The sequence below is a fragment of the Actinoallomurus purpureus genome, assembly GCF_024055795.1.
GTDB classification, from domain to species: Bacteria; Actinomycetota; Actinomycetes; order Streptosporangiales; family Streptosporangiaceae; genus Actinoallomurus; species Actinoallomurus purpureus.
In genome coordinates this window covers 57,830-82,058 of sequence record NZ_JAMXMY010000024.1, presented here as the reverse complement: position 1 = coordinate 82,058, position 24,229 = coordinate 57,830, and the positions used below count along the sequence as shown (strand labels likewise).

The 24,229-nt window shown below is 70.1% G+C and carries 24 protein-coding genes; 15 read left to right on the top strand and 9 right to left on the bottom strand.

The genetic code is table 11. The annotated features are described in order from the left end of the window. Positions 1 to 86: 86 nt before the first annotated feature. From NE236_RS34695 to NE236_RS34665, 7 genes are all read left to right on the top strand, one after another. A complete protein-coding gene (locus tag NE236_RS34695) occupies positions 87 to 1,256 on the top strand; it encodes a glycoside hydrolase family 5 protein (protein WP_252846467.1) in 1,170 nt (389 codons plus the stop codon). A gap of 19 nt (positions 1,257 to 1,275) precedes the next feature. Continuing rightward, on the top strand, positions 1,276 to 2,586 hold the full coding sequence (purB, locus tag NE236_RS34690) for an adenylosuccinate lyase (RefSeq protein WP_252846466.1): 1,311 nt from the start codon (positions 1,276 to 1,278) through the stop codon (positions 2,584 to 2,586). A gap of 48 nt (positions 2,587 to 2,634) precedes the next feature. Continuing rightward, a complete protein-coding gene (locus NE236_RS34685) occupies positions 2,635 to 3,438 on the top strand; it encodes an MOSC domain-containing protein (protein WP_252846465.1) in 804 nt (267 codons plus the stop codon). 446 nt (positions 3,439 to 3,884) lie between these two features. Then, positions 3,885 to 5,174, top strand: coding sequence for a UDP-N-acetylglucosamine 1-carboxyvinyltransferase (murA, locus tag NE236_RS34680; RefSeq protein WP_252846464.1), 1,290 nt, complete (start codon positions 3,885 to 3,887; stop codon positions 5,172 to 5,174). A gap of 531 nt (positions 5,175 to 5,705) precedes the next feature. Then, positions 5,706 to 6,992 (top strand): transcriptional regulator, encoded by a 1,287-nt coding sequence (locus NE236_RS34675; RefSeq protein ID WP_252846539.1) that lies wholly within the window; start codon positions 5,706 to 5,708, stop codon positions 6,990 to 6,992. A 268-nt stretch (positions 6,993 to 7,260) separates the two neighbouring features. Next, positions 7,261 to 8,832: a serine/threonine-protein kinase gene (locus NE236_RS44045; protein ID WP_289851252.1), complete on the top strand. Its 1,572-nt coding sequence runs from the start codon at positions 7,261 to 7,263 to the stop codon at positions 8,830 to 8,832. A 95-nt stretch (positions 8,833 to 8,927) separates the two neighbouring features. Then, the gene (locus NE236_RS34665; RefSeq protein ID WP_252846463.1) at positions 8,928 to 9,509 is read left to right on the top strand and encodes a hypothetical protein; all 582 of its coding nucleotides are present in this window, start codon (positions 8,928 to 8,930) and stop codon (positions 9,507 to 9,509) included. A 22-nt stretch (positions 9,510 to 9,531) separates the two neighbouring features. Here NE236_RS34665 and NE236_RS34660 read toward each other — a convergent pair whose 3' ends face one another. After that, the gene (locus NE236_RS34660) at positions 9,532 to 9,972 is read right to left on the bottom strand and encodes a hypothetical protein (RefSeq protein WP_252846462.1); all 441 of its coding nucleotides are present in this window, start codon (positions 9,970 to 9,972) and stop codon (positions 9,532 to 9,534) included. A 144-nt stretch (positions 9,973 to 10,116) separates the two neighbouring features. Next, a complete protein-coding gene (locus NE236_RS34655; protein WP_252846461.1) occupies positions 10,117 to 10,620 on the bottom strand; it encodes a hypothetical protein in 504 nt (167 codons plus the stop codon). A gap of 349 nt (positions 10,621 to 10,969) precedes the next feature. Between NE236_RS34655 and NE236_RS34650 the strand changes: the two genes are divergently transcribed. Beyond that, positions 10,970 to 11,944, top strand: coding sequence for an EamA family transporter (locus NE236_RS34650; protein ID WP_252846460.1), 975 nt, complete (start codon positions 10,970 to 10,972; stop codon positions 11,942 to 11,944). Here NE236_RS34650 and hisC read toward each other — a convergent pair. Beyond that, entirely contained in the window at positions 11,926 to 13,005 is a 1,080-nt protein-coding gene (gene hisC / locus NE236_RS34645) for a histidinol-phosphate transaminase (protein ID WP_252846459.1), read from the bottom strand. The genes NE236_RS34650 and hisC overlap by 19 nt on opposite strands. Positions 13,006 to 13,152: 147 nt before the next feature. Here hisC and NE236_RS34640 point away from each other — a divergent pair, with 147 nt between their 5' ends. Beyond that, entirely contained in the window at positions 13,153 to 14,034 is an 882-nt protein-coding gene (locus NE236_RS34640) for a mechanosensitive ion channel family protein (protein ID WP_252846458.1), read from the top strand. A gap of 229 nt (positions 14,035 to 14,263) precedes the next feature. Here the strand turns inward: NE236_RS34640 and NE236_RS34635 are convergent, their stop codons facing one another. From NE236_RS34635 to NE236_RS34615, 5 genes are all read right to left on the bottom strand, one after another. After that, positions 14,264 to 14,566, bottom strand: a complete 303-nt coding sequence (locus NE236_RS34635) for a DUF6401 family natural product biosynthesis protein (RefSeq protein WP_252846457.1) — start codon at positions 14,564 to 14,566, stop codon at positions 14,264 to 14,266. Between the two features lie 35 nt (positions 14,567 to 14,601). After that, positions 14,602 to 15,276, bottom strand: a complete 675-nt coding sequence (locus NE236_RS34630; protein ID WP_252846456.1) for an NUDIX hydrolase — start codon at positions 15,274 to 15,276, stop codon at positions 14,602 to 14,604. Positions 15,277 to 15,669: 393 nt separating this feature from the next. Beyond that, a complete protein-coding gene (locus NE236_RS34625) occupies positions 15,670 to 16,977 on the bottom strand; it encodes an SPFH domain-containing protein (RefSeq protein ID WP_252846455.1) in 1,308 nt (435 codons plus the stop codon). 33 nt (positions 16,978 to 17,010) lie between these two features. Beyond that, on the bottom strand, positions 17,011 to 17,211 hold the full coding sequence (locus tag NE236_RS34620; protein ID WP_252846454.1) for an NfeD C-terminal domain-containing protein: 201 nt from the start codon (positions 17,209 to 17,211) through the stop codon (positions 17,011 to 17,013). A gap of 72 nt (positions 17,212 to 17,283) precedes the next feature. Next, on the bottom strand, positions 17,284 to 17,982 hold the full coding sequence (locus tag NE236_RS34615) for a hypothetical protein (protein ID WP_252846453.1): 699 nt from the start codon (positions 17,980 to 17,982) through the stop codon (positions 17,284 to 17,286). A gap of 176 nt (positions 17,983 to 18,158) precedes the next feature. On the opposite strand from NE236_RS34615, the gene NE236_RS34610 reads away from it, so the two are divergent. The 4 genes from NE236_RS34610 (at position 18,159) to NE236_RS44040 (ending at position 22,470) form a co-directional block, all read left to right on the top strand. Then, positions 18,159 to 18,725 carry a hypothetical protein gene (locus tag NE236_RS34610; RefSeq protein ID WP_252846452.1) on the top strand — a complete coding sequence of 189 codons (567 nt, stop codon included), beginning with the start codon at positions 18,159 to 18,161 and terminating at the stop codon, positions 18,723 to 18,725. Positions 18,726 to 18,824: 99 nt separating this feature from the next. Beyond that, positions 18,825 to 20,636 (top strand): AAA family ATPase, encoded by a 1,812-nt coding sequence (locus NE236_RS34605; protein ID WP_252846451.1) that lies wholly within the window; start codon positions 18,825 to 18,827, stop codon positions 20,634 to 20,636. Then, the gene (locus tag NE236_RS34600) at positions 20,633 to 21,307 is read left to right on the top strand and encodes a 4Fe-4S single cluster domain-containing protein (protein ID WP_252846450.1); all 675 of its coding nucleotides are present in this window, start codon (positions 20,633 to 20,635) and stop codon (positions 21,305 to 21,307) included. Before NE236_RS34605 ends, NE236_RS34600 begins: the two co-directional genes overlap by 4 nt. After that, positions 21,295 to 22,470, top strand: coding sequence for an FHA domain-containing protein (locus NE236_RS44040; RefSeq protein WP_289851251.1), 1,176 nt, complete (start codon positions 21,295 to 21,297; stop codon positions 22,468 to 22,470). Before NE236_RS34600 ends, NE236_RS44040 begins: the two co-directional genes overlap by 13 nt. A 56-nt stretch (positions 22,471 to 22,526) precedes the next feature. Here NE236_RS44040 and NE236_RS34590 read toward each other — a convergent pair whose 3' ends face one another. Beyond that, positions 22,527 to 22,955, bottom strand: a complete 429-nt coding sequence (locus tag NE236_RS34590) for a hypothetical protein (RefSeq protein ID WP_252846449.1) — start codon at positions 22,953 to 22,955, stop codon at positions 22,527 to 22,529. Positions 22,956 to 23,367: 412 nt separating this feature from the next. Between NE236_RS34590 and NE236_RS34585 the strand changes: the two genes are divergently transcribed. Further along, the gene (locus NE236_RS34585; protein WP_252846448.1) at positions 23,368 to 23,745 is read left to right on the top strand and encodes an ATP-binding protein; all 378 of its coding nucleotides are present in this window, start codon (positions 23,368 to 23,370) and stop codon (positions 23,743 to 23,745) included. A gap of 38 nt (positions 23,746 to 23,783) precedes the next feature. Next, positions 23,784 to 24,128: an STAS domain-containing protein gene (locus NE236_RS34580; RefSeq protein ID WP_252846447.1), complete on the top strand. Its 345-nt coding sequence runs from the start codon at positions 23,784 to 23,786 to the stop codon at positions 24,126 to 24,128. Positions 24,129 to 24,229: the final 101 nt, after the last annotated feature.

Sequence of the window (24,229 nt, the reverse complement as noted above, 5' to 3'; positions counted from 1 at the left end):
CCGGAACATCACGGATTCCCGTCCCGCACCCGAGAAGTTGATCTAGGATCCAAACGATCTTGATCACCGGGGAAGGGAAGACGATCATGCGCCGATCAGTCGGGCTCGCTCTCGCCACACTTCTCATGACGTGTGGCGCCGCCGGGACGGCCCAGGCCGGCACCCCGGCCCGCGAACCCGCCGCCCGGACCGCCGCCCGGACGGCGCAGGCCGCCGCGCTGACCCGGCTGCACGCCACGACCTCTCACGCGTTCGTCGACTCCGCCGGCACCACGCACCTGCTGATCGGCCCGAACGTCCAGCCGATCTGGGACGCCGGCAGCACGGACACCTGGGGACAGTCGACGTACGACTCGATCAAGGCCAAGGGCTTCACCGCCGTCCGCATGGTCCTGTTCTGGGACATGTTCCAGCCGACCGAGGCGGACTGGAACGAGACGGCGTTCACCACCCTCGCGACGGCGGTCACGCGGGCCAAGGCCGCCGGCCTGTACGTCATCCTCGACTGCGTGCACATGTCGGGCAGTCCCGACGGCCAGGAGCACGTGCCGGCCTGGGCACAGGTGACGCCCACGGACGATGGCTCGGTCGAGGGCCTGGACGCCGTCGTCGAGAACGGCCTGGGCTTCCTGCAGACCATCGCCAACCGGTACAAGGACGAACCGGCGATCGCGGCGTACGACCCGGTCAACGAGCCGTTCCGCTCGGCCACGAAGTCCGCGCGGCTGCTGTCCGACTACACCCAGATCGTCAACGCGATCCGCGCCGAGGACAGCGTCACCAGCATCATGATGGAGCCGTCGTACGGCGACTCCAAGGTGCCCACCTCGTCGTTCTCGTCGTTCACCCCGACCAGCCGCAGCAACCTCATCTGGTCGGTCCACGACTACTACAACGGCGACGCGAAGAGCGGCTTCACGAACGGGTACAACAACTCCACCGGGCTGGGCCAGGACCCGAACCCCTCCGACGGCAGCACCGGCTACACCGCGGCGAACAAGGCCGCGCTCGCCTCGCACCTGCAGGTCCAGCTCGACATGGCCGCGACGGAGAGCCTGCCCGTGTGGATCGGGGAGTTCGGCATCGGCTCCGCCGCCACCGGCCACGACCAGTACATCAAGGACAAGGTCGCCCTCTACAAGTCCAAGGGCCTCGACTACGCCTGGTGGGAGTACTCCTCCGACAACGGGAACGGGCCGTTCAGCATGGTCGACGCCAGCGAGAACTGGCGGTCCTGGGTCGGCCTGCTGTTCTGACGCCTGGGACACTGGAGGGGTGATCGAGCGCTATACCCTTCCGGAGATGGGCCGCGTCTGGAGCGACGCGCACAAGTACGAGCTGTGGTGCCGGGTCGAGACCCTGGTGCTGGAGGCTCACGCCAAGGCGGGCACCGTCCCTTCGGACGTCGTCGAGCCGGTGCGCGCCGCTCCACCGCCGACGCCTGAGCGCGTCGCCGAGATCGAGGCCACGACCCAGCACGACGTCATCGCGTTCCTGTCCGCGTGGGCCGACAACACCACGCCCCGTGAGGCCGCCGCGTACGTCCACTTCGGCATGACGTCCTCGGACCTGCTCGACACGGCCCTCGCCGTCCAGCTCGTCGAGGCCACCGACATCCTGCTGGCCAAGGCCGACGCCCTCGTCGCCGCGCTGCGCGACCACGGCTTGGCGCACCGCGCCACCCTGCGCGTCGGCCGTACGCACGGCATCCACGGCGAGCCGGACGTGTGGGGTCACCGGGTCGCGGACTTCGCGTTCGCGATGGCGCGGTCCCGTGACCGCCTGCGCCGCGCCCGCGCGGCCGTCGCGGTCTGCGCCATCTCCGGCGCCGTCGGCACCTACTCCAACATCGACCCGGAGGTCGAGCGGTACGTCGCCGCCGAGCTGGGACTCGCCCCGGCCGACGTGTCCACCCAGGTCGTCATCCGCGACGGCATCAGCGAGTGGGTCTCCACACTGGCGATCATGTCGACGGTGTGCGAGGCGATCGCGCTGGAGGTCCGGCACGGCCAGCGCACCGAGGTGCGCGAGCTCTGGGAGCCGTTCGGGAAGGGCCAGAAGGGCTCCTCCGCGATGCCGCACAAGAAGAACCCGATCATCTCCGAGCGCCTCGCCGGCCTCGCCCGGATCGTGCGCGCGCAGGTGACCCCGGTCATGGAGGGCATCCCCCTGTGGCACGAGCGGGACATCTCCCACTCCTCCACCGAGCGCATCGCGCTGCCCGACGCCTCGATCGCACTGGACTACATGCTCAGCCTGACGCACCGGCTGGTCACCGGCCTCGTCGTCGACGAGGAGCGGATGCGCGTCAACCTCGAGTCGACCGGCGGCCTGATCTACACGAGCGCCGTCCTGCTGGAACTGATCAACGCAGGGATGTCCCGTGACGACGAGGCGTACCCGCTCGTGCAGAAGGCCGCGATGCGGACGTGGGAGACCGGGACGCCGTTCCGCGAGACGCTGCGCGCGCAGGCCGCCGAGGCCGGGCTGACGCTCGACGAGGCACGGCTCGACGACGTCTGCCGCCCCGAGCGCTACGTCGAACGGCTCGACGGCGTCTTCGAGCGCCTCGCCGCCCTGAGCTGACCGCCGGGCGCCGGTGCGATCATGGTGGGGAGCGAAGGGAGCCCCCCGATGACGGCGGTCGTCCGTGAACTCAATGTCTACCCGCTGAAGAGCGGCGGCGGAACGCCTCTCGGCAACGCCGAGGTCGTGCCGGAGGGGTTCCGGCACGACCGGGGCTTCATGCTGGTCCGCCCGGACGGACGGCACCTGTCGCAGCGGGAGCTCCCGCGGATGGCGCTGCTGCGCCCGTCGTACGACGGCGTCAAGCTGACCGTCGGGTTCGCCGGGACGGGGGCGGGCGCGCCGTACGTCCACGCCGCCCCGGCCGACGGTCCGGTCGTCGACGTCACGGTGCACGGCAAACCGTGTCAGGGCGTCGACCAGGGCGACGAGGCGGCGGACTGGTTCGGCGCCCTTCTGGAGCGGGAGTGCCGCCTCGTGCGGTTCACCGGGCGGCGTCCGACCGGGATCGGCGGCGGTACGGTCGCCTACGCCGACGGTTACCCCCTGCTCGTCACCTCGGTCGAGTCGCTGGAGGAGCTGAACTCCCGCCTCGGCGAGCCGCTGCCGATGAACCGCTTCCGGCCCAACATCGTGATCGAGGGCCTCGGCGCGTGGGGCGAGGACTCCGTACGTTTCCTGCGCATCGGCGACGTCGAGTTGGAGCTGGTCAAGCCCTGCACCCGCTGCGTCATCACGACGACCGACCAGGAGACGGCCGTCAAGGGCCGGGAGCCGCTGCGCACCCTCGCGAGCTACCGCACCCGGACCCTGCCCGACGGCGAACGCGGCGTCGTCTTCGGCCAGAACGCCATCCCGCGCACCCTGGGAACGATCACCGTCGGCGACGGCGTCACCGTCCTCAGTCGATGACCTCACCGACCGGCATGCCCATTTGCGGACGGTGCCGAATGAAGCGGCTCGGCATCGCCGTGGACGCGGGCCGGCGCCTCGTCGATCGGGCCCGGCCCGTGCTCCGGTCGTCGTCCGACGAGAGCGGCCCGCCGGGACGCGTGCGGACCTCCGGGCCGCCTGTTCCACTGGACCTCGTGGGTATCCTCGGGGCGCAGGTCCCTACAAGTGAAACGCTGACCGCATGGGCAAGCCACGGCACTGAGGTCCAGAACACACTGAACAAACCTCGGGTCCGCCGAATCTAAAAGATCGAGGTAACCGCGCGAGACCGGACGTTTCGGTCATGCCACGGAGTACCCGATGGAATACTGGGGCCGCCCGTGTAACACGCGCGGCACTCGTGACCCGCCGACCCGACCGAGCGGGCAGTCTAACTTCACCGCAGCCAAAGGAGCACCGGCGATATGAGCTTGGGCCACGAGGTCCGTTACCGCGTGCGGGGCGGCGCCGATTTGCGCGGCACCGTGTTCGTCCAGGGCGCCAAGAACGCCGTCCTTCCCATGATCGGCGCCTCCCTGATGGCGGCCGAGGGACATACGGTCCTGCGCAACGTGCCGATCATCGAGGACGTGAAACGGGCCGTCGAGCTGGCGCAGGCGATCGGCGCGAAGGCCGAGCTGCACGAGGCCGAGCGCACGCTGGTGATCGATGCGTCGGAGCTGACCAGCCCGGTCCTGCCCGAGGAGATCGCCTCGCGGTTCCGTGGTTCCTTCCTGTTCGTCCCGGCGTTGCTGCACCGGCTCGGCGAGGCGGTGATCGAGGGCGTCGGCGGGTGCAACCTGGGAAGCCGCAACCTCGACTTCCACTACAACGGTTTCAAGCGGATGGGCGCGACCGTCACCGAGCAGGTGAGCGACGACGGCCGTGGCAGCATCCACGTCAAGGTCGGTCAGCTGCAGGGCGGCACCCTCTACCTCGACACGCCGTCGCACACCGGCACCGAGAACCTCCTCATGGCCGCCTCGCTGGCCGAGGGCACCACGCTGATCAAGAACTGTGCGCTCGAGCCCGAGGTCCTCGACGTCATCAAGTTCCTGCAGAGCATGGGCGCCCGCATCACCGGCGGCGGCACCGGGTTCATCACCGTCGAGGGCGTGGATCGTCTGACCGCGGTCCAGCACACGGTGATGCCCGACCGCATCGACGCCGGCGTCCTCGTGATGGCGGCCGCCATCACCGGCGGGGAGATCAGCCTGGTCGGCGCGTCGCTCGAGCACCTCGGCGTCGCCGCCGACAAGCTGGAGCAGATGGGCGTGGAGTCCTCCACCGAGGGCGCCGTGCTGCAGGTCCGGCGTGACCGGCCGCTGCGGCCCATCAACGTGATCACCGACGAGTACCCCGGGTTCGCCACCGACCTGCAGTCGCCGATCATGGCGGTGTCCTGCCTGGCCGACGGTCCGAGCTACATCTACGAGCGCATCTTCGACGGCCGGTTCAAGCTGGCCGACGAGCTGGTGCGGATGGGCGCCGACATCGAGGTGAACGGCAACCGGGCCAAGGTCAACGGAGCGACGCCGCTGCGCGGCGCCGAGGTCGTGGCCCACGATCTGCGCACCGGCAGCGCGCTGGTGCTGGCCGGCCTCGTCGCCGAGGGCGAGACCACCATCACCAACGGCTACTACCTCGACCGCGGCCACTCGCACATCGCCGAGCGGCTCAACACCCTGGGCGCGGACATCGAGCGCCTGGCCTGACCCCATCCGGTGCGATCGGGCGGGTCCGACCCGCCCGATCGGATCGATCGCGAAGACACCCCGTCACGACACCTCCGAGTGACCCGGCGCCCACGGAGCGTCGTCAATCGACCGGCGATCGTGGCGGGGCATCGGGCTGTCCGGACCAAAATGATCACAAGCCTCCCGACCACCGGTGACCTAACCAGTTAGTAATAATTTCCTCACCGGACGCGTTCTACTAGTAGTTTTTCGACGCGCTCTTAACCGATTTCGCTAAGACGCGTCACATCTCACGGGCCTCCGGCGATCTGCCCAATGAGGTGTAGTTCACGGGAGCTGGGGCGGACGACCAGACAGGGGCGTCAGTGGGATGAGTCATGCGTTGGGTGGAGGCCGCCGATCGGCGGCCGCGAGTGGAGGAATGCGGCGGGCCGGTCCGGCCGAAAGCCGCCTGGAGGCGCCACGGTGCCGGGAGGGGCGGAGATGAGCGGTCCCCGGGGAGGATCGGTGACACCCGATCTGACCATCGGCGTCGTCGGACCCCACGATCTGGTCGAGCGGGTCATGCTCATGGGCCACGGCCCCACTCCGGTACCCAGCCGCCTCGTCGCGGCGGCGTACCGCGACGAGCAGGAGGCCGCGGACAAGGTAGTACGTCTCGGGTCGGGGGTGGACGTCTGTCTGTTCGCCAGCCCAGTCCCGTACGAGTTCGCCCGCAAGGCGGGAGTCCTCACGATGCCGGCCACCTTCGTCCCCCTCAACGGGGCGGCACTGCAGGGTGCGCTCCTGCGTGCCGCGCTCGACGAGCAGCACGAGCCGTCGCGCGTCAGCATCGACGTGCTGAGCCGGGCCGAGGTCGAAGAGGCCTACGGCGAGATCAGTCTCAGCACCGAGCACGTGCACTTGCGCGAGGAGGCTGCCGGACCGGGCACGCTGGCGGCCTTTCATGAGCGTTTGTGGCGGCGCGGCGCCACAAGTGTCGCGCTCACTTGCGTCCACGCGACGGCGGAGCGGCTGGAGCTGGCCGGCGTGCCGACGCTCCGCATCCGGCCGACCGGCGCGGCCATCCGCTCCGCGCTGCAGACCTCGGCGCTGCTCGGCGCTCACCACCGGCTGGAGGAGTCCCAGCTCGTCGTGATCGTCGTCGACGTCCCGACGCTGCGGGAGACCCCCCGGCGCGTCACGCCGCGTTACTGGCGCGAGGAGCTGAAGCTGTCGCTGCAGCGCCTTCTCCTCCAGGAGGCGCACCGGATGAGCGCGGCGGTCTGGCCGCTCGACGACCACAGTTACCTGGTCACCGCCACGCGCGGCTCGATCACGGCGGCGACCGAGGGCTTCCGAACTCCGCCGTTCGTCGAGCGGGTGCGGGAGGAACTGGGCCTGACCGTCGAGGTCGGCATCGGCATGGGCCGCACCGCCCAGGAGGCCGAGACGCACGCGCGCGCGGCACTCGCGCGCTCGCAGACGTCGCAGCGGGCGCAGGGCTTCGCGCTCGACCGGGACGGCCGGGCGCTCGTGCCCGCGCCGCGGACGCCGCCCCGCGCTCCGGCGCCGGCCAAGCCGAAGGGCCTGGAGATCCTCGCCCGCCTGGCCGACAAGCTGGCCGACCAGCCGAGCGAGGACGGGCAGGACGGCCGGCAACCGCTGATCGTGGACGCGGAGAACGCCGGGAAGATGCTCGGCGTCACTCCGCGTACCGCCCGGCGGCTGCTGCGGACGCTGGTGGAGGAGGGCCTCGCCTGGCCGCTGCCGCCGAACCGGACCCCGCAGCCGGGACGTCCCCGCCAGCTGTACCGGCTGATCGTCGAGAAGCTGGGGCCGACGAAGGCCGGCTGATCCGGCGATCGGGGCCGCTCGGCGTTCGAGCGGCCCCGATCGACCCGGATATCGGGGCCTCGGCCGACGTGGTGCCACACGGGTCGACGCGTCATGCCCGGCAAAGACCGGGAAATGTGTCGCCTTTCTCCAGACTCGTAGTTATCTCTACTGGTCATGGCCGAAACCGGCCACTTCCTCGCGTTCCCTCAACTCGGCATGTGCGGTGAACGTCGCATACGTAGTGTCGGGGCTCCGACGCTCTCCGTCGCTTCGAGCAAGGAACGTCATGGACGGAAACTGGACGGTCCCCGGATACCGGCAGGTCCGAATCCTGGGCCAGGGCGCCTCGGGGACGGTCGTCCTCGCCGTGCACGAGGCGACCGGCACCCCCGCCGCCATCAAGTACCTGTCGGACGGGCTCAGGTCGGACGCCGGCTTCCTCGACCGGTTCCGCGCGGAGGCACGGCTGATGGCGGAGCTGGCCGATCCGCACGTCGTACGCCTCTACGAGTACGTCGAGACACCGGCGGCCGCGGCCCTCGTCATGGAGCTGGTCGACGGCGTCACACTCAAGGACATCGTCGCGACCCAGGGGCCCACCGGTCCCGAGGCGGCGCTGGTCGTCCTCAAGGGCTCACTGCGGGGCCTGGCGGCCGCGCACGCCGCCGGCGTCATCCACCGCGACTACAAACCCGCCAACGTCCTCGTACGCGACGACGGAGAGAGCAGGCTCGCGGACTTCGGCATCGCGATCCGCGCGGAGGAACGCGCGACCGCCTGCGGCACCCCCGCCTACATGGCGCCCGAACAGTGGATCACCGGCACCGTCGGGCCGGCCACCGACGTCTATGCGGCCACCGCCGTGTTCTACGAATGCCTCACCGGCGAACGCCCGTACCCCGTCGAGGGGCTGTGGGCGCTGGCCGCCGCGCATCGCCTGGACCCGATCCCGGCCGGCCGGGTCCCTCCGGAGCTGCGCGACCTGGTCGCCCGAGGTCTCGCCAAGGACTTCGCCGACCGGCCGCCCTCGGCCGACGCCTTCCTCGCCGAGCTGGAGGACGCGGCGCTCGCCGGTTACGGCCCGGGCTGGGAGGAGCGCGGCCGGGTCCGCCTCGCCGCCCTCGCCGCCCTGCTGGCCTACCTCTTCCCCCTCGCCCAGCCGATCGCCACGGGCGGTACGGCGCTGGCGCTGACCCGCCTGGGCAAGAGCCGTCTCATGGTCGTCGCCGGGGCGGCGGCCGGAGCGCTGCTGGCGGGCGGCGGCGGGGCGTTCGTCCTGGCCGGCGTCCATCACGAGATCGGCGTGGGCGCGACCGCCACCTCGACACCGTCCGCGATCGCCGCGCCCGGCCCCTCTCCCGGCGACACGGACTCACCGTCCACGAGCCCGACCCCGCCGCACGGCACCACCCCGACCGGCTCGACCCCGTCGTCCGACACCCCGACGGCGCCGCCGGCGACCACCGGCTCGCCCGTCACGACGACGGCTCCCCCGACCACCGCCCCGACCACCCCCGTGGCCATCGCCCCGAAGCCCACCCCGAAGAAGACCCCTCCGACAACGGTCACCGGACTCACGGTGAAGAACGTCGGCACCGCTTCGACCGCACGCGCCAGTGGCTACACGGCGACGGCCTACGTCAGTGTCACCGTCAGCGGACCCGGTGCGGTGGCCGTCACGGTGACCTTCTCCGCCGGAGACGGGAGCCATCCCGTCTCCCAGACCGTGAGCGGATCCGGCACGCATGACCTGACGCCGACGTGGACCTACAAGCAGTGTCCCGGCACGGTGCGCGTCAGCGCCTCGGCGGGCGGCCTGTCCGACACCGGCTCCGGCTCCTTCGCGTGCGGTGAGTGAGAGGCATGGACGAGACACGGCGTGACATCGATGAGACACGGCCATCCGGCCCAAGAAGCCGGAGCACGCCCTGGCGCCGGGACGAGGTGAGAGGCATGGACGAGACGCGACGTGACATCGATGAGACGTGGCGGCTGAACAGCGAGCGGCCGGACGGGGCCGTGCCGTACGCGGCACCGGAGGAGTCCGGGGACGGCACGACGCTGCGGTTCGGGCCCGGTGTTCCGGCCGAGGTCGCGAGGAAGTGGCGCGGGGCCGCGCTGCGCCGGTCCTTGACACGCCGGATCGCCGGCGGCCTGCTCACCCTGGGCCTCGCCCTGCTCGTCGGCCTGGTCGTGTGGTGGCTGCTGCGCGGCGGTCCCGGCGTCACCGTGACGGGGGCGAGCGTCAGCGCGCCCAGCACGCCTCAGCCCTGCGACACGACCGTCCGCGTCGTCGGCACCATCCGGACCAACGGCGGCCACGGCGAGATCACGTACCGCTGGCGGCGCAGCGACGGCCAGGTCTCCGGAGTCCTGTCCGAGAGCGTGCGCAAGGGACAGCGTTCGGTCCAGGTCCCATTGCGCTGGACGGTGAAGGGCCCCGGCACCCTGCACGCCACGGCGACGCTGGAAATCGTCACACCGAAGGCACCGATCGCCATGGCGACCGGCGCCTTCGACTACATCTGCGAGTGAACAGCGCGAGGCCCGAGCCTCGTCACCTGCACTTGATCACGTTGCCGTACATCGGCTGCTTCTGGCCCTTGTACCACACATAGGCCCTGGCGTACTTGTATTTCTTGGGGCATTTGTAGAGTACCGATGTCCAGGCGCTCCGAGCTTCGATCTTGCCCGTTTTCAGCGCCTTCAACTGACTGCCGCGCGGAAGAGGGTATACAGGAGTCTTCGAGAAGGCAACGCCCAGCGTACCCTTATTAGAGTACGCCACATTGTTTTTCCATTGGCTGGCCAAGTAGCCGCCCGACCGCCCGATGCAGACAATTCCGTACCGGCAGTTGAACTTGATCCCAGTGATCACCGATACGGCCCCGGACGAGGAGGCTTCGGCAGAGGCCGCGGGGGCGACCAGCCCGACCGCTGACACGAGCGCACCCGCCGTGACGGCCATTCGAATAACCGACTTCAATTTTTCATCCATTCTCGAGATTCTGGCCTGAGTGAACCCACTCGGGACCGCTGTCGGCGGCCGGCCACGAAGCCGTTCTCGCTGCCACCCGAAGCGCGACCGGCCGCCACGGCGTCCGGCGCCTTCGACTGCGAGTGAACAGAATCGCCGACCGGATTACTTGATCCTCTTACTGGGGCTGTCCGCGAGATAGCCGACCCATATCTTCTTGTCGAAGGACGAGCGCCGGGCCCCCATAAGAACATCCAGGATGTAGTAACCCTTCGTGCTCTTAGTGGTGAGATGGGTGTAGGGAACATGCCCCTTTTTGCAGGGGTATGTCCTCGGGTTCTTGTCGTGGTCAGCGCCCCAGACGATTTTCTCGGTCGCGAAGTTGCTCCTGGTGGAATACGCGAGCGATGCGACGATCACGCACTTCTTCGCTCCGGAGAATTTCTTCCCGACTCGGTCGACATAGAACTCGGGCCGCACCTTGCCGCCTTTGACGCTGAGGCAGGAACGGACCGTCCAGCCGCCGTCACTCCTGGTGTTGCAGTTCCCCGTCGCCGCCGAGGCCGAGGGGGCGACGGCCAGTACGAGCCCAGAAGCGGCCACGAGCCCGGCGGCCAGCAGCGAGGTTTGCCGGCGAAGACGCACAGATCCTCCTGTGAAGTTCGACATGGATCGCCCTGGATCTTCACACCTCTGCCCGTGTCCCCGATAGAGACCCGAGGCCCAATCTCGGATGAGCCTCAGGGCGGATATCGGGCCCGCCGGCCGGCATCGGCGGGACCCTGCACGCGGCCACCTCCCTGGAGATCGCCCAGCCGGGGAAGCCGGGCCGGCTCGAGGCGTCGACCGGGCCCGCAGGGGACGCAAGCCGCTCGTTGATCTCGGGAGAACCGCCCTTCGCGGCGGCCAGGGAAGGGCGACACGCCCGAATTCAACGCGAGAGGGGCGGCGTCAGAGGGGTACTCGTCCGAAACGGCGTGGCGCGGCCGAGGTCGCGTCCACTACCGTGTAATGAGCGATGACCACATACACTCATGACTCCCGCTCGCCGTTGGTCTGGGTGGCCCTGCCGATCGTCTACGTCGTCTGGGGCTCCACCTACCTCGGCATCCACTTCGTCGTCGACACGATGCCGCCGATGATCAGTGCCGGAATCCGGTTCCTGACGGCGGCCGTCGTGCTGGCCGCCGTGCTGGCAATCGTGCGCGGCCCGTCCGTGCTGCGCGTCCCGTGGCGACGGCTCGGCACCGCCGCCCTCGTCGGCCTGTTGCTGCTGACCGGCGGTAACGGCATGGTCGGCGTCGCCGAGCAGCACATCTCCTCGGGCCTGACCGCCCTCCTCGTCGCGAGCGTGCCGCTGTGGCTCGTCGTGTTCCGGTGGTGCACCGGCGACCGGCCGGCGGCGGCGACCGTCGGGGGCGTGCTCGTCGGCTTCGGCGGGCTGGCGCTGCTGACCCTCACACGCGGCGGCGGTTCGGGCGACGCGACCGGCGTCGTCGTGGTCCTGTTCGGCTCGCTGTCGTGGGCGGTCGGATCGTTCCTGTCGTCTCGGCTGGCGATGCCGGAGAACCCCTTCACCGCCAGCATGTACGAGATGGCGGCGGGCGGTTTGGCGCTGCTCGTCGCCGGGTTCGGGCGCGGCGAGAGACTGCACCTCGGCGAGGTCTCACAGGCGTCCTGGCTGGGCCTCGCCTATCTGATCGTGTTCGGCTCCCTGGTGGCCTTCACGTCGTACGTCTGGCTGCTGGGCAACGCCCCGATCTCCCTCGTCGGCACGTACGCCTACGTCAACCCGGGGGTGGCGGTGCTGCTGGGCGTGGCGTTCGCCGGCGAGCACGCCACGTGGACGATCCTCGCCGGCGGCCTGATCATCATTGTCGGGGTGGGTCTCGTCGTTTCGACCGAGCGCCGGTCCCGTACGGGCCCGTCCCCGGAGCCGGCCGCCGGGGACGAGCGGACCACCGAGCCCGCGGTTCAGGACCTGCCGCGGTAGGCCTCCGCGGCGGCGAGGAAGGCGTCGTTCTCCTCCGGGGAGCCGATGGTGACGCGGGCGCCCTCCCCGGGGAAGGGCCGCACGCTGATCCCGGCGGCGTCGCAGGCGCCGGAGAACGCCATGGTGTCCTCACCGAGCCGGAGCCAGACGAAGTTGGCCTCGGTCGGCGGGACGGTCCATCCCTGGCCGATCAGCGCGTCACGGACCCGCTCGCGCTCCTTCACGGTCGCCTCGACACGTTCGAGGAGTTCGTCTTCGGCCTGCAGGGAGGCGACGGCGGCCGCCTGGGCGACGGCGTTGACCGAGAACGGCAGGTACGTCTTGCGCACCTGCTCGGCGACGCGCTCGTGCGCGACCATGAAGCCGACCCGCAGGCCCGCCAGGCCGTACGCCTTGGAGAAGGTGCGCAGGACGGCGAGGTTCGGCCGGTCGCCGTACAGCGTGAGGCCGTCGGGGACCTCGGGGTCGCGGATGTACTCGTGGTACGCCTCGTCCAGCACAACGAGGCAGTCCTCCGGCACCCGGTCGAGGAACGCCTCCAGCTCCGGACGACGGACGATCGTGCCGGTGGGGTTGTTCGGGTTGCACACGAAGATCAGGCGGGTCCGGTCGGTGATGGCGTCGGCCATCGCCCGCAGGTCGTGGGTCTCCTCGGCCAGCGGCACCCGCACCGAGGTGACGCCGGCCAGGTCGGCGAGGATGGGGTAGGCCTCGAAGGAGCGCCAGGCGTACACGACCTCGACGCCGGGCTCGCCGACCGCCTCCAGCAGCATCTGGGCGACCCCGACGGAGCCGCAGCCGACGGCGACGTGCTCCGGAGGGACGCCGAATCGCCCGGAGATCGCGTCGATCAGCGCCGTGCAGCCGTTGTCCGGGTAGCGGTTGACGAACCCGCCCGCGTCGCTGATCACCTCGCGCACCGAGGGCAGCGGCCCGTACGGCGACTCATTCGACGAGAGCTTGAAGGAGCGGCCCCCGGGTGACCGGGCGACCTTGCCGGGCTTGTACCCGACGTAATCGTCGAGTACGGAACGGAAACGTGGACTGCGCTGCTCGGACACCGTTGTCCTCCCGGGACGGAGACGTACGGGATCACTCTACGAAGCCGGGCGCGGCGCTGTCGCCATTGGCCCGCGGCCAGAGTGCGCCCGCCACCATCGGGGTACGAATGGTGACAAAGGTGTCCGCGCCATCGGGGGGAGATCGTCATGGGCACCGTTGCGCAGATCGATGTCGGTAGAAGCCTGCAGAACGTCCTGGACGCCGTCATCCGGGTCGTGCCGAAGCTGATCGTCTTCGTCATCATCCTGATCATCGGCTGGCTCATCGCGAAGGTGATCCAGCGGGCGGTCGCGCTGGTCCTCCGGCGACTGCACTTCGACCGCGTCGCCGAACGAGGAGTGGTAGGCGAGGCGCTTCAGCGCAATCAATACGATGCGTCCGGCCTCCTGGCGAGACTGGTGTACTACGCGATCCTGCTGATCACCCTGCAGATGGCGTTCAACGTCTTCGGACCCAACCCGGTCAGCAACGTGCTGCGCTCGATCGTGGCCTGGCTGCCCCGGCTGGCCGTCGCCGTCATCATCGTGATCATCGCCTCGGCGATCGCACACGCGGTGCGCGACATCGTCGGAGGTGCGCTCGGCGGGCTGTCGTACGGCCGGCTGCTGGCGAACCTCACCTCGATCTTCATCATCGCCCTGGGCGTCATCGCCGCCCTCAACCAGGTGGGCATCGCCACGACCGTCACCCAGCCGGTGCTCATCGCCGTCCTGGCCACGATCGGCGCCGTCATCGCCATCGGCGTGGGCGGCGGCATGGTCCGGCCCATGCAGCAGCGCTGGGAGCGGATGCTGACGCGGGCGGAGACGGAGGCGGCGTCGACCCGCGCGGGCGCATACGCACGCGGGCGCGAGGACGCCGCGCGAGGTGCCGGAACGCCCACCGAAGCGCCGCACGGGATGGCCGAGACTCCCCGCGGAACCGCCGAGACATCGCACGGAACCGCGGAGACGCCGCCCACGGGCACGATGCCGCCGCGCGGGCCCTCCGCCGAGACACCACCGGGACCGCACGATCGGCCACGCTGAGAGCGACGCCCCGGACGCGGCGCACGGTCGGCGTCGCGGCGGCACGAACCCGGCTCGCCGCATGGTCCGCGTCGGGCGGCGGCGCTCCTGCTCGCCGTGGGGCCCGCCTCGGGCACGGCCGCCGGCTCGCCCTGCGACCCGTGTCGTGGGCGGCCCGGCTCCGGCGCCGTGCGACCCGCGTCGTCGCGGTACGGCTTCGGGCGGCCGTGCGACCGACCGCCGTGGCGGGCTACCGGACCTGGAGTTCCCGGATCAGCCAGCACACGGCGATCACTCGGACCGTCTCCCAGTCGAAGTCGTCGGTCGGCCACCAGCCGCGCTCGATGGCGGCGTCGGTGAAGCCTTCGAGGTAGTCCCGTAGGACGCGGGGGGTGAGCTCGTCTCCCGACGCCGCGATGACGTCGCGGATCGCGGCCGCGTGCTGGTCGACGGCCGCGGCGAGGCCCGGCATCCGTCTTATCGCCGCGACGCCGTCCTCGCCGACTTCGTCGATCATCTGGCGTACGAGCTCTGGTGAAGCGTCCTCGGGCATGGCAAGGAAGGTACCAAAACCGGACAAATGCCCCATCAGCAGCCAGGGCGCATCATCGGCGGATGCAGCGACTCGACGCTTCCGCGACGGTACAGCCGTGCGGGCCGCCCGCCGTCCCGCGTCGTCGTACGCTCCGTCGGCACCAGGAAACGCTCGGCCTTCGTCACCTTCCGGTGGAAGTTCCGGGGATCGAGCGGCGTGCCCCACACGATCTCGTAGACCCGCCGCAGCTCCGCGACGGTGAACTCCGGCGGGCAGAACGCCGCCGCCAGCGGGGAGTACTCCAGTTTCGCGCGGGCGCGCTCGACACCGTCGAGGAGGATGCGGCGGTGGTCGAACGCCGCCTGGTCACGCTGGGTCAGGTCGTCGACCGGCTGCCACAGCACCTGGGCCCGGCTGGAGGCGGGCAGATCGGGGGCGAGCCCGAGATAGGCGACGCTGACCACCCGCTGGCGCGGGTCACGGTCGGGATAGCCGTACGTCGCCAGCTGCTCCAGGTGCACCCGCACGCCGGCCAGGCCCGCACGCTCGGCCATCAGCCGCTCGGCCGCGACGGGCAGGTCCTCGTCGAGCTGGACGAAGCCGCCGGGCAGGGACCAGGCTCCCGCGTACGGCGGCCGGTCGCGGCGCCAGACCAGCGCGCACAGCCGATGCTCGCGGACCGTGAGCGCGACGAGATCGACGGTGACGGCCACCCGCGCAACGGTCATGTTCGAACGCTATCGGGCCATACGGCCTACGAGGGCCTGTCTCAAAGTCCCCGTCCGTAGCGAGCGGTGTCCAGGTGGTGCCTCGTAAGGCGGAGGAGGGAGTCAGCCTGGTGTTGGCTGGCGACCGACGGCACCGCAGCGGCCAGCCGTCCTCGACGACACAACGGGCCAGGCGCAGGCGTCCGGTCTCGGTCAAGGGTGCGTTACGGTGCGGCATGAGGGCCTTTCTGGTCGCCGGTGCAGATCTCGCAATCCACACCGAGCCAGAAGGCCCTCACCTATTTCAAGATCATCCACCCGTGTCGCCGTCACCAACCTCCGTGGTCAGTACACCTAGGGCCCGGAGCGAACGCTCCGGGCCCTCGTTCTGTCAGGTGCTGTCGAGGCCGGCCGTCAGGCGGCGCCGCCGGCGTCGACGGCCTTCTCCGGTGCGGTGGGCCTGCCGTTGCGGGCGGCGAGGTCCTGCCGGTCGCTCATGGAGGCGAGCAGCTGCCGGGCGACGCCGAGACCGGTGCCGCCGAGGGTGAGCGCCTTGGCGAGCATGTCCTCGACGCCCTCCGCGCCGTTGAGCACGACCATGTTGTCGACGTTGCCGAAGACCTTCGCGCCCGCCGCGACGATCTCGGGCCAGTTCTCGGCGAGCTGCTGGGCGATGACCGCCTCCTGGTTCTCCGCGAGCGCGTCGGCCCTGGCCTTGATCGCCTCCGCCTCGGCCAGTCCCTTGACCCGCGTCGCCTCGGCCTCCGCCTGACCGGCCATCTTGGTGGCCTCCGCCTCGGCCTGGGCCTTGGCCACCGCCGCCCGCCGCTCGGCCTCGGCGAGGGTGACGCGCTCGTACGCCTTCGCGTCGGCCGGCTTGCGGACCTCGGCCTCGAGCGCCTTCTCGCGGCGGTCGGCCTCCAGCTCGGCGTTCTTGGTCTCCTTGAGGATGACCTGCTGCCGGGCCTCGGCCGCGGCCTGGTCGACCTGGCCCTGGTACTGGCGCTTCTTGATCTCGGTGTCGCGGATCTGGGCGGCGTTGGCCTGCTCGGCGACCTGCTCCGCCTCGGTCGCCTCCTGGTTGCGCTGCGCCTCGGCGATGCGGGCGGCCGAGGCGGCGGCGGCGGAGTTCGGCTTGCCGAGGTTGTCGATGTAGCCGACCTCGTCCTCGATGTCCTGGATCTGCAGGGAGTCCACGACGAGGCCGAGCTTGCCCATCTCGTCGGCGGAGGAGGTGCGGACCTGGTTGGTCAGCCGGTCGCGGTCGCGGAGGAGGTCCTCGACGGTGAGGTTGCCGACGATGGATCGCAGGTGCCCGGCGAACAGCTGATGGGTCTTGTCGTCCATCATCTTCTGCTGGTCGAGGAAGCGCCGGGCCGCGTTGGCGATGGAGGTGAAGTCGTCGCCGACCTTGTAGATCACGACGCCGCGGACGTGGACCTTGATGCCCTGCGAGGTCACGCAGGTGACCTCCAGGCCGGAGACCCGCGTGTCCAGCGACAGCCGCCGGCAGGTCTGGAAGCCGGGGAGGACGAGCGTGCCCCTACCCGTGGTGATCTTGAAGCCGAGGCTCTCGGCGGTGTCCCGGTTGTGCGCCCGCGCTCCGAGACCGGAGATGATGAGCGCCTCGTTAGGCTCGGCGACCCGCCAGATCGCCTTGAAGATGATGATCAGGATGATGACGGCGACGACCACGCCGATCACCACGGCGACTATCGGCATCGCTCCTCCTCGGGAGCCGCTGCGATTATTACGTCAAATAGACGCAGACGAGACGTAAACGGTTCTCGGTGGGTGGTAATCCATCACGACCACGAGGGAGCCGACCGAGATCTCCTCCCCCTGAATCGCCGGATAGGCATAGAACGCCTCGACCCCGCCCCGAATCGGAATCATCACCTCGCCGACGAGGCCCGGACCGATCCTGCCGGTCACCCGGCCCTGCCTCCCCACCACCGCGTCCTCCTTCGCCCACGGGAACGTTACCCGCAGCGGTGATCCGGCCTCTAGTGCCCGGCATGGGGCGTTCTACGGCAGGATGCGTTCGGCCTGCTGGTAGGCCTGCTGGGCGAGGCGCTCGGCCTCGTCCTGCGTCGCGCCCGGCCCGTACAACGTGATCGTGGCGAGGTACCCGCGCGAGCGCAGCACGACGTACCACGTCTTGGCGGTCGCCGTCCCGACCGTCGTCGCCACGCCGACGGTCCGGGATCCCTCGCCGATGCGCGCGCCGCTTCCTTCGACGATCGAGCCGGCCGCCCAGCGGCCGCCGACGCCGACGCGGAGACTCCGGCACGACGCGGGCACGCGCAGTCCGACCTGCTGGACGGCGACGTCCGGGCCGACCGCCATCAGGGTCTCCGAGACGGTCTGGTCGCGCCCCTTGCCGAAGGCGACCAGCGCCGAGGGCGCGGACCACACCGCATTCTCGGAGGAGACGGCCCGGGTCGACGAGGTGCACTGGGGTTTGTCGAGTTTCACCGCCTGTTGCATCTGGAGGGAATTCCGCACCGCGGTGAGCGAGCCGTACTGCCCCGATTGGGGCACTCCTGAACGCTCATATCCGGGAATGTCGGTGAGAAGTGCCTGGGTCAGCTGATCGGCGTTGTACGCCTCCGACGCCGGCGGTCCCGACGGCGGCGTGGCCACGGGAGCCGGCCGCTCGCCGCTCGCGCAGCCGGCCACCGTCAGGAGCAGCACAACGATGGCGCAGGAGTTCCGGGATGTCACGTCGAATGACGATATCGCACTCGCGAACCGCATCCATCCGACGCCTTCGATTTACCGCGCCACCACATGCACGATAAAAAGGAAGTGCGATGCCGAGGGCGCATCGGAATTGTCCAAGTCAGTGAGCTATTCGGGGGAAACGAATGCTCCGGAAATCTTTTATCATCATTTCGATAATGCTGCTCGCCCTGTCGGGGTGCGGCGGCGGGACCAAGAGCCGGCCCGCGGTACAGGCCCCGGCCAATGGCGCGCCGACGGGCGCCCCGGGCGTGTCGGGGGCGCCGGGGGCCTACGGGCAGACGGCCACTCCGGCGGCCTGCCCGGCCAAGGCGACGAGGAAGTTCGCCAAGACGCGGTTCATCACCAACGCCGGCCTGGCGGCGGGCACGTTCAAGCGCTACATCTACACGCCGTACAAGAACGGCGCCTTCAAGGGCGGGGCGCCGAAACGCAAGCGGGCGATCGTCAAGGCGGCGGCCGCCGCGGTGTTCGCCTTCGACCAGCTCCGGCGGGCGAAGACCAACGCGCAGTCCGACCCGACTCTGTGCAAGGTGCTGATCGGCCCGATCGACAAGCTCAGCGCGTCGATGAAGGACCTGGCCGGCAAGCTCAAGGGCGGGCAGGCCGACCCGGCGGAGATCGGCTCGGTCGCGGGCGGGATCGAGGGGTTCCGCAAGGACGCCGGCGGCGCGGGCGCCGGCTTCCAGGACAAGGCTCCGCCGGCGAGCGCGGTCGGCGGCTGAGGCGGCCTTTCGGTGACGATCGCGTGATCACCGGACCTTTCGGACCACGCGGTCGTCACCCTCCGGAAGACGAGCCCCACAGCGGTTAGGCTTCGGCAGGTGACAACGCAGCCGGGCCCTTCGGGCGACACACGACTGGCGAGCTGGCCCGCGTTCGTCCGCGAGCTGGACGCCACCCTCTCCGTCCACGCGCAGTACGTCCTGTGGGGCAACCTGCACGACAGTTTCCTCGTCCCCGACGAGGGCCGGCTCTTCCCCCTCCGTGATCTGCTCTGGGAGTCCCTGCGGCGCAGCGGTTACTCCTTCATGGTGGTCTATGACCGCGTCGACGGGCTGCGCGTCCACCCCGCCGACGACAAGGCCGCGGCCGACGCCGCGGCGAGCCTCTTCGGCAGCCGCGTCGACGAGCGGAAGGTCCCCTCTCTCGAGGGCCTCCGCACCTACCTGAGCGCCCTCGCCCGGCCCACCCGGCAGGTCCGCGCCGCGTTCGTGATCGACTACGCCTCCCGGATCGCGCGCAGCCCCACCGACCTCGAACCCGCCGAGCGCGACTTCTTCGTCTTCTGCGAGAAGCTCTCCCGCACCGCCCTGCCGGTGCGCGTCGACGGCGACCGGCCGAAACCGCTGTACAACCCGGTGATCTGGCTGGCCGGCCGCCCCGGCGACCTGCCCCCGTGGCTCAGCGCCGACAACGACGCCGTCCGCGAGATCGCGATCCCGTACCCCCACCTCGGTGACCGGCAGCAGACCGCCCGGCTGCTGGCCCGCGCGTTCGCGACCACCGACCCCGAGGTCGACGTCACCGACGACTTCGCCCAAGAGGCGGAGGGACTCACGCTCCAGGCGATGATCGAGATAACACGGCTCGCCAAGGAGCGCGACGTCCCGTTGCACGACCTGCCCGACGCCGTCCGCACGTACAAACTCGGCGTGCTGGACAACCCCTGGAAGCGTGAGCACCTGCGCAGGCGCATCGTCGAGGGGGAGGAGCGCGTGCCGGCACGCGTCCTCGGGCAGCCGCAGGCGGTCACCAAGACCCTCGACATCCTCAAGCGCGCGGTCCTCGGCCTGTCGGGCGCGCAGGCCGCGCGTGCCTCCAGCCGCCCGCGCGGCGTGCTGTTCTTCGCCGGGCCCACCGGCGTCGGCAAGACCGAGCTGGCCAAGGCCATCACCTCGCTGGTGTTCGGCAACGAGGACGCCTACCTCCGCTTCGACATGAGCGAGTTCTCCGCCGAGCACGCCGGCGACCGGCTCATCGGCTCCCCTCCGGGCTACGTCGGTTTCGAGGCCGGCGGCGAGCTCACCAACGCCGTGCGCCAGGACCCGTTCCGGGTCATCCTGTTCGACGAGATCGAGAAGGCGCACCCGCGCATCCTCGACAAGTTCCTGCAGATCCTCGAGGACGGGCGGCTCACCGACGGCCGGGGCAACACCGCCTTCTTCTCCGAGTCGATCCTGGTCTTCACCTCCAACCTCGGCACCCGGGGCATCACGCCCGGGATGCCGTACGAGGACCTCGAGGCCCAGGTCCGCGGCGCGATCACCGAGCACTTCACGACCGCGCTGAACCGCCCGGAGCTGCTCAACCGCTTCGGCGACAACATCGTGATCTTCGACTTCATCGGGCCCGAGGCGGCCGACCGGATCTTCGACCTGCAGCTGGCCAACATCTGCCGCCGCGTGAGTGACGAACACCACATGAAGCTGCGGCTGTCGGACGAGGTGACCGCGACCCTGCGCGCATGGTGCACGAGCGAGCTCGACAAGGGCGGGCGGGGCATCGGCATGGCGCTGGAGTCGTACTTCATCAACCCCCTGGCCCGCGCGCTCTTCGACCGCGATCCGTCCACCGACGTGACGGTGTCCGGCGTCCACCGGGACGGCAGCATCGTCCGGCTGGACCTCCGGTGAACGCCGGTCCGCGTGACCAGGAGCGGACACTGCTGCTGGCCAAGGCGCACTTCCCCGTCACCACGCTCGGCCCGGGGCGCCGGGCGGGCATCTGGACCCAGGGGTGCACGATCCACTGTCCCGGCTGCCTGTCCCGTGACACCTGGGAGGCGGATCCGCGGACCGCCATCCCGGTCTCCACGGTGCTCGGCTGGCTGCGGTCGCTGGACCACGTCGAGGGGGTCACGATCTCCGGGGGAGAGCCGTTCCAGCAGCCGGAGGCGCTGCGCGCCCTCCTGCTCGGCATTCGCGCCTGGGCGTCCCCCGAGGTGGACGTTCTGGTGTACAGCGGTTACGCGGCGTCACGGCTGCGGCGGTCCGCCCGCACCCGCGAACTTCTCGAGTTGTGCGATGCGGTCGTCGCGGGACCGTACATTGAACGCCTGAACCAAGCAGATCGGGGGCTTCGGTGGCGTGGATCTTCGAACCAACAGATCATCGCTGTGAGTGACCTTGGCAGGAAACGCTATGGTGACGCGGAGAGGGGCGGAGAAGCCCCCCATATGCAGGTTTCGGTGGACGACAACCGCATCTACTACATCGGGATTCCTCGGAGGGGCGACATGGAGCGGCTGACGGAGCGACTTTCGCTCTCCGGTGTACACGCCGGGGAGGTTTCATGGCGCCCCTGACATGCCCGGTCTGTGCCGCTCCGGTACGGCAAGGGGATCTCATCTGCATCAACTGCGGAGCGAACCTGGCCCGGCGGGAGGCGCCCCCTGCCCCGCAGCAGCCCGGCGGTTACCAGCCGCAGGACCAGGGACAGTCGCCCTATCCGCAGCAGCAGTACCCGCCACAGCAGGACCAGCAGCCCTATGGCGGGTCGCAGCAGCAGGACCAGCAGCCGTACGGCGCGCCGCAGCAGTACGCCCCGCCGCAGCAGGACTACCAGCAGCAGTACCCGCCGCAGCAGCCGCAGGCCCCGTACCAGCAGGACCAGCAGCAGCCCTACGGCGCCCCGCAGGATCAGCAGCCCTACGGCGCGCCGCCGCAGCAGGACCAGCAGCCGCCCTATGGCGCGCCCCAGCAGCAGGACCCGTCCCCGTACGGCGCTCCCCCGCAGCAGTCCTATGGCGCCCCGCAGGACCAGCCACAGCAGCCGTACGGCGCGCCGCAGGACCAGCGGGGCGCGCCCTATCCGCCGGCGCAGGGCCAGCCGCCGTACGGCGCGCCGCCGCAGCAGGATCCGTCCCCGTACGGCGCTCCCCCGCAGCAGCAGGACCAGCAGCCGCCTTACGGCGCGCCCCAGCAGCAGTACGCCCCGCCGCAGCAGCAGGGTTACGCGGGCGGTGGGTACGGCGGCCCCAGCGCGCCGCACGTGCCGCCGCCGCCGCGCGAGCCCACCATGACCGGTGGCGAGTCGACGGCCGCGTTCACGCCGTTCTGCCCGCACTGCGGCGCCGACATCCCCGACATCGGCAATCCGGTCTGTGTCTCGTGCTTGCGCCCGTTGCACGATCAGGCCGGCGGCGGCCCCCAGCAGCAGCTCACGCTGTTCCTGCAGTTCTCCTCGGGTGAGCTGCAGGTCAACCCTGGGCAGGAGCTGGTGCTGGGCCGGGACCCGGTGCAGTCGCCGGTGGCCGGCACGTTCTCCCGGTTCGACAACGTCTCGCGTCGGCACGCCACGCTGGGCATCGACGGCACCGGCCAGGCGTGGGTGCGCGACGAGCGCTCGACGAACGGCACCTTCGTCAACGACCGCCGACTCCAGCCGGGCGAGCAGGCGCCCATCCGCGACGGCGACTCCGTGCGCCTCGCCGCCGACGCGCGCGGCCAGGTGCGATTCGGCCGCTGAGATGGTCTCGTCCGCGCTGATCGGGCCCTGGATCTCCGGGGCCCGATCGGCGCGGATCAGTAGCCGACCAACGCGACCCGCGCGAGCGTCGCGGCGCCGACGGTGATCGGATAGTCGTTCGGATTATGGACCCGGAGGCGCAGCCGCATCGTACGGTCGAGACCGAACTGGCCGCCGTGCGACGTGCGCAGGCCGCCGTCCGGATCGCCCCGGTACGTGATGCGCCACGGGTCGTCGACGACGGCCGTCCCCTGGGCGTTCATGCGGGTCCAGGCGACGTCGACCGGATCGTCCGCCCGCAGGCCCGTGATGACCGCCAGCGCGTCGCACAGCGCCCAGTACGCCTCTCCGACGATGATCGAGTAGAGGTCGCCCCCATGCAGCCCGTGGGTGTCGGAGAGTTCGGTACGAAAGAGCACGAAGGCGTCGGCCTGAGGTTCGACCGGCTGATCCTCCCCTGCCGCGAGACTCACGACGATGGCCACGCGTCCTCCAGAGAAGCGTCGTTTACTGGCAAAGTAGGCCAAAACCGCCTCACCGCCGAGGCCTCGCCGACGGCGAACGTCGGTACGGGGGCCCGCACACCGAACGGCGGGCGGCCTCGGACATGCCCATAGACGTGTCGCGCAGACGCCGGACCATGAGCCCCCGGGCGGGCGGAGCACCGTCGCCCCAGGTAGATCGACTGTCCCGACAAGTCACCTGTACCAGGCAACAAAGCACGTCAAATGGGTATATGACACTGCGCAGAACTGAGTCGCGATGGTACGGGTGAGTATGACCTCGAATGAGGGGCAGGGTGAGACAGACATGCGAGGGCTCGTTATGGTGGCCACCCACTCCATAGCCAGACCCTGGCAGCCACCACCGAACGATTCGGCCGGCCCCATGGACGAGATGAAGTTCACGGCGGAACAGCTGCCAGGCGTGCGCCGCTTCACCGAAGTGCACGCCCGCCGATACAAGGTCGGCGCCGATCTGATCGGCGACCTGGTGATCGCCGTCAACGAGATCGCGACGAACGCCGTGCGCCACGGGTCGCCCCACGCCCAACTGCGCATGTGGGCCCAGGACGGGTGCGTCGTGGCGGAGATCCACGACCGCGGCACCTGGATGCCCTCCGCCGACCCCGGCGGCAACCCACCATCGCCCGAGGCGGAGGGCGGCATGGGAATCTGGGTCGCCCGCCAGATCTGCTCGGCCGTTCACATCCGGACGGGGATCAACGGCACAGTCGTACGATTGGAACTCTCTCCGACAGCGCGGTACATCTAGCCCGGTACCTTGGGTCCTCCAAGGCCGAGGGGGACACCATGGCAGCGCTCGAACTCTCCTCCAGCCGGCGTGGCGACCGCACCGTCCTGCACATCAACGGCGAGCTGGACATCATCAGCCGCGCCGAACTCATCACCTACCTGGACAAGATCATCCGGGAAAATGGCGGAAAGATCATCCTCGATCTGACCGGCCTGGACTTCATGGACACCAGCGCCCTGAGCACCGTCGTCTCCTACTGGAAGCGCCTGACCGCCACCGAAGACGGTTTCCTCGCCCTGGCCGGCGCGAAGTACCACACCGCCCGAGTCCTGTGGATCACAGGCCTGGCCCAGCGCCTCCCGATGTACGACGACGTCGCCGCCGCCCTCGCCGACACCTGATCTCCCGCCGGGGGAGTCGCCGCGGTCCAACCGGCCAGGGACTGGAGACCCCGCACATCTTCGACCACGGGAATCCACCGATCGGCCGGACCCGGCCGTGC

Coding starts and splice junctions, on each gene's coding strand:
- NE236_RS34695 (WP_252846467.1), top strand. CDS start 87: ATGCGCCGATCAGTCGGGCTCGCTCTCGCCACACTTCTCATGACGTGT.
- NE236_RS34685 (WP_252846465.1), top strand. CDS start 2,635: ATGACGGCGGTCGTCCGTGAACTCAATGTCTACCCGCTGAAGAGCGGC.
- murA (WP_252846464.1), top strand. CDS start 3,885: ATGAGCTTGGGCCACGAGGTCCGTTACCGCGTGCGGGGCGGCGCCGAT.
- NE236_RS44045 (WP_289851252.1), top strand. CDS start 7,261: ATGGACGGAAACTGGACGGTCCCCGGATACCGGCAGGTCCGAATCCTG.
- NE236_RS34665 (WP_252846463.1), top strand. CDS start 8,928: ATGGACGAGACGCGACGTGACATCGATGAGACGTGGCGGCTGAACAGC.
- NE236_RS34660 (WP_252846462.1), bottom strand. CDS start 9,972: ATGGATGAAAAATTGAAGTCGGTTATTCGAATGGCCGTCACGGCGGGT.
- NE236_RS34655 (WP_252846461.1), bottom strand. CDS start 10,620: ATGTCGAACTTCACAGGAGGATCTGTGCGTCTTCGCCGGCAAACCTCG.
- NE236_RS34650 (WP_252846460.1), top strand. CDS start 10,970: ATGACCACATACACTCATGACTCCCGCTCGCCGTTGGTCTGGGTGGCC.
- NE236_RS34640 (WP_252846458.1), top strand. CDS start 13,153: ATGGGCACCGTTGCGCAGATCGATGTCGGTAGAAGCCTGCAGAACGTC.
- NE236_RS34635 (WP_252846457.1), bottom strand. CDS start 14,566: ATGCCCGAGGACGCTTCACCAGAGCTCGTACGCCAGATGATCGACGAA.
- NE236_RS34630 (WP_252846456.1), bottom strand. CDS start 15,276: ATGACCGTTGCGCGGGTGGCCGTCACCGTCGATCTCGTCGCGCTCACG.
- NE236_RS34625 (WP_252846455.1), bottom strand. CDS start 16,977: ATGCCGATAGTCGCCGTGGTGATCGGCGTGGTCGTCGCCGTCATCATC.
- NE236_RS34610 (WP_252846452.1), top strand. CDS start 18,159: ATGCTGCTCGCCCTGTCGGGGTGCGGCGGCGGGACCAAGAGCCGGCCC.
- NE236_RS44040 (WP_289851251.1), top strand. CDS start 21,295: ATGGCGCCCCTGACATGCCCGGTCTGTGCCGCTCCGGTACGGCAAGGG.
- NE236_RS34585 (WP_252846448.1), top strand. CDS start 23,368: ATGAAGTTCACGGCGGAACAGCTGCCAGGCGTGCGCCGCTTCACCGAA.
- NE236_RS34580 (WP_252846447.1), top strand. CDS start 23,784: ATGGCAGCGCTCGAACTCTCCTCCAGCCGGCGTGGCGACCGCACCGTC.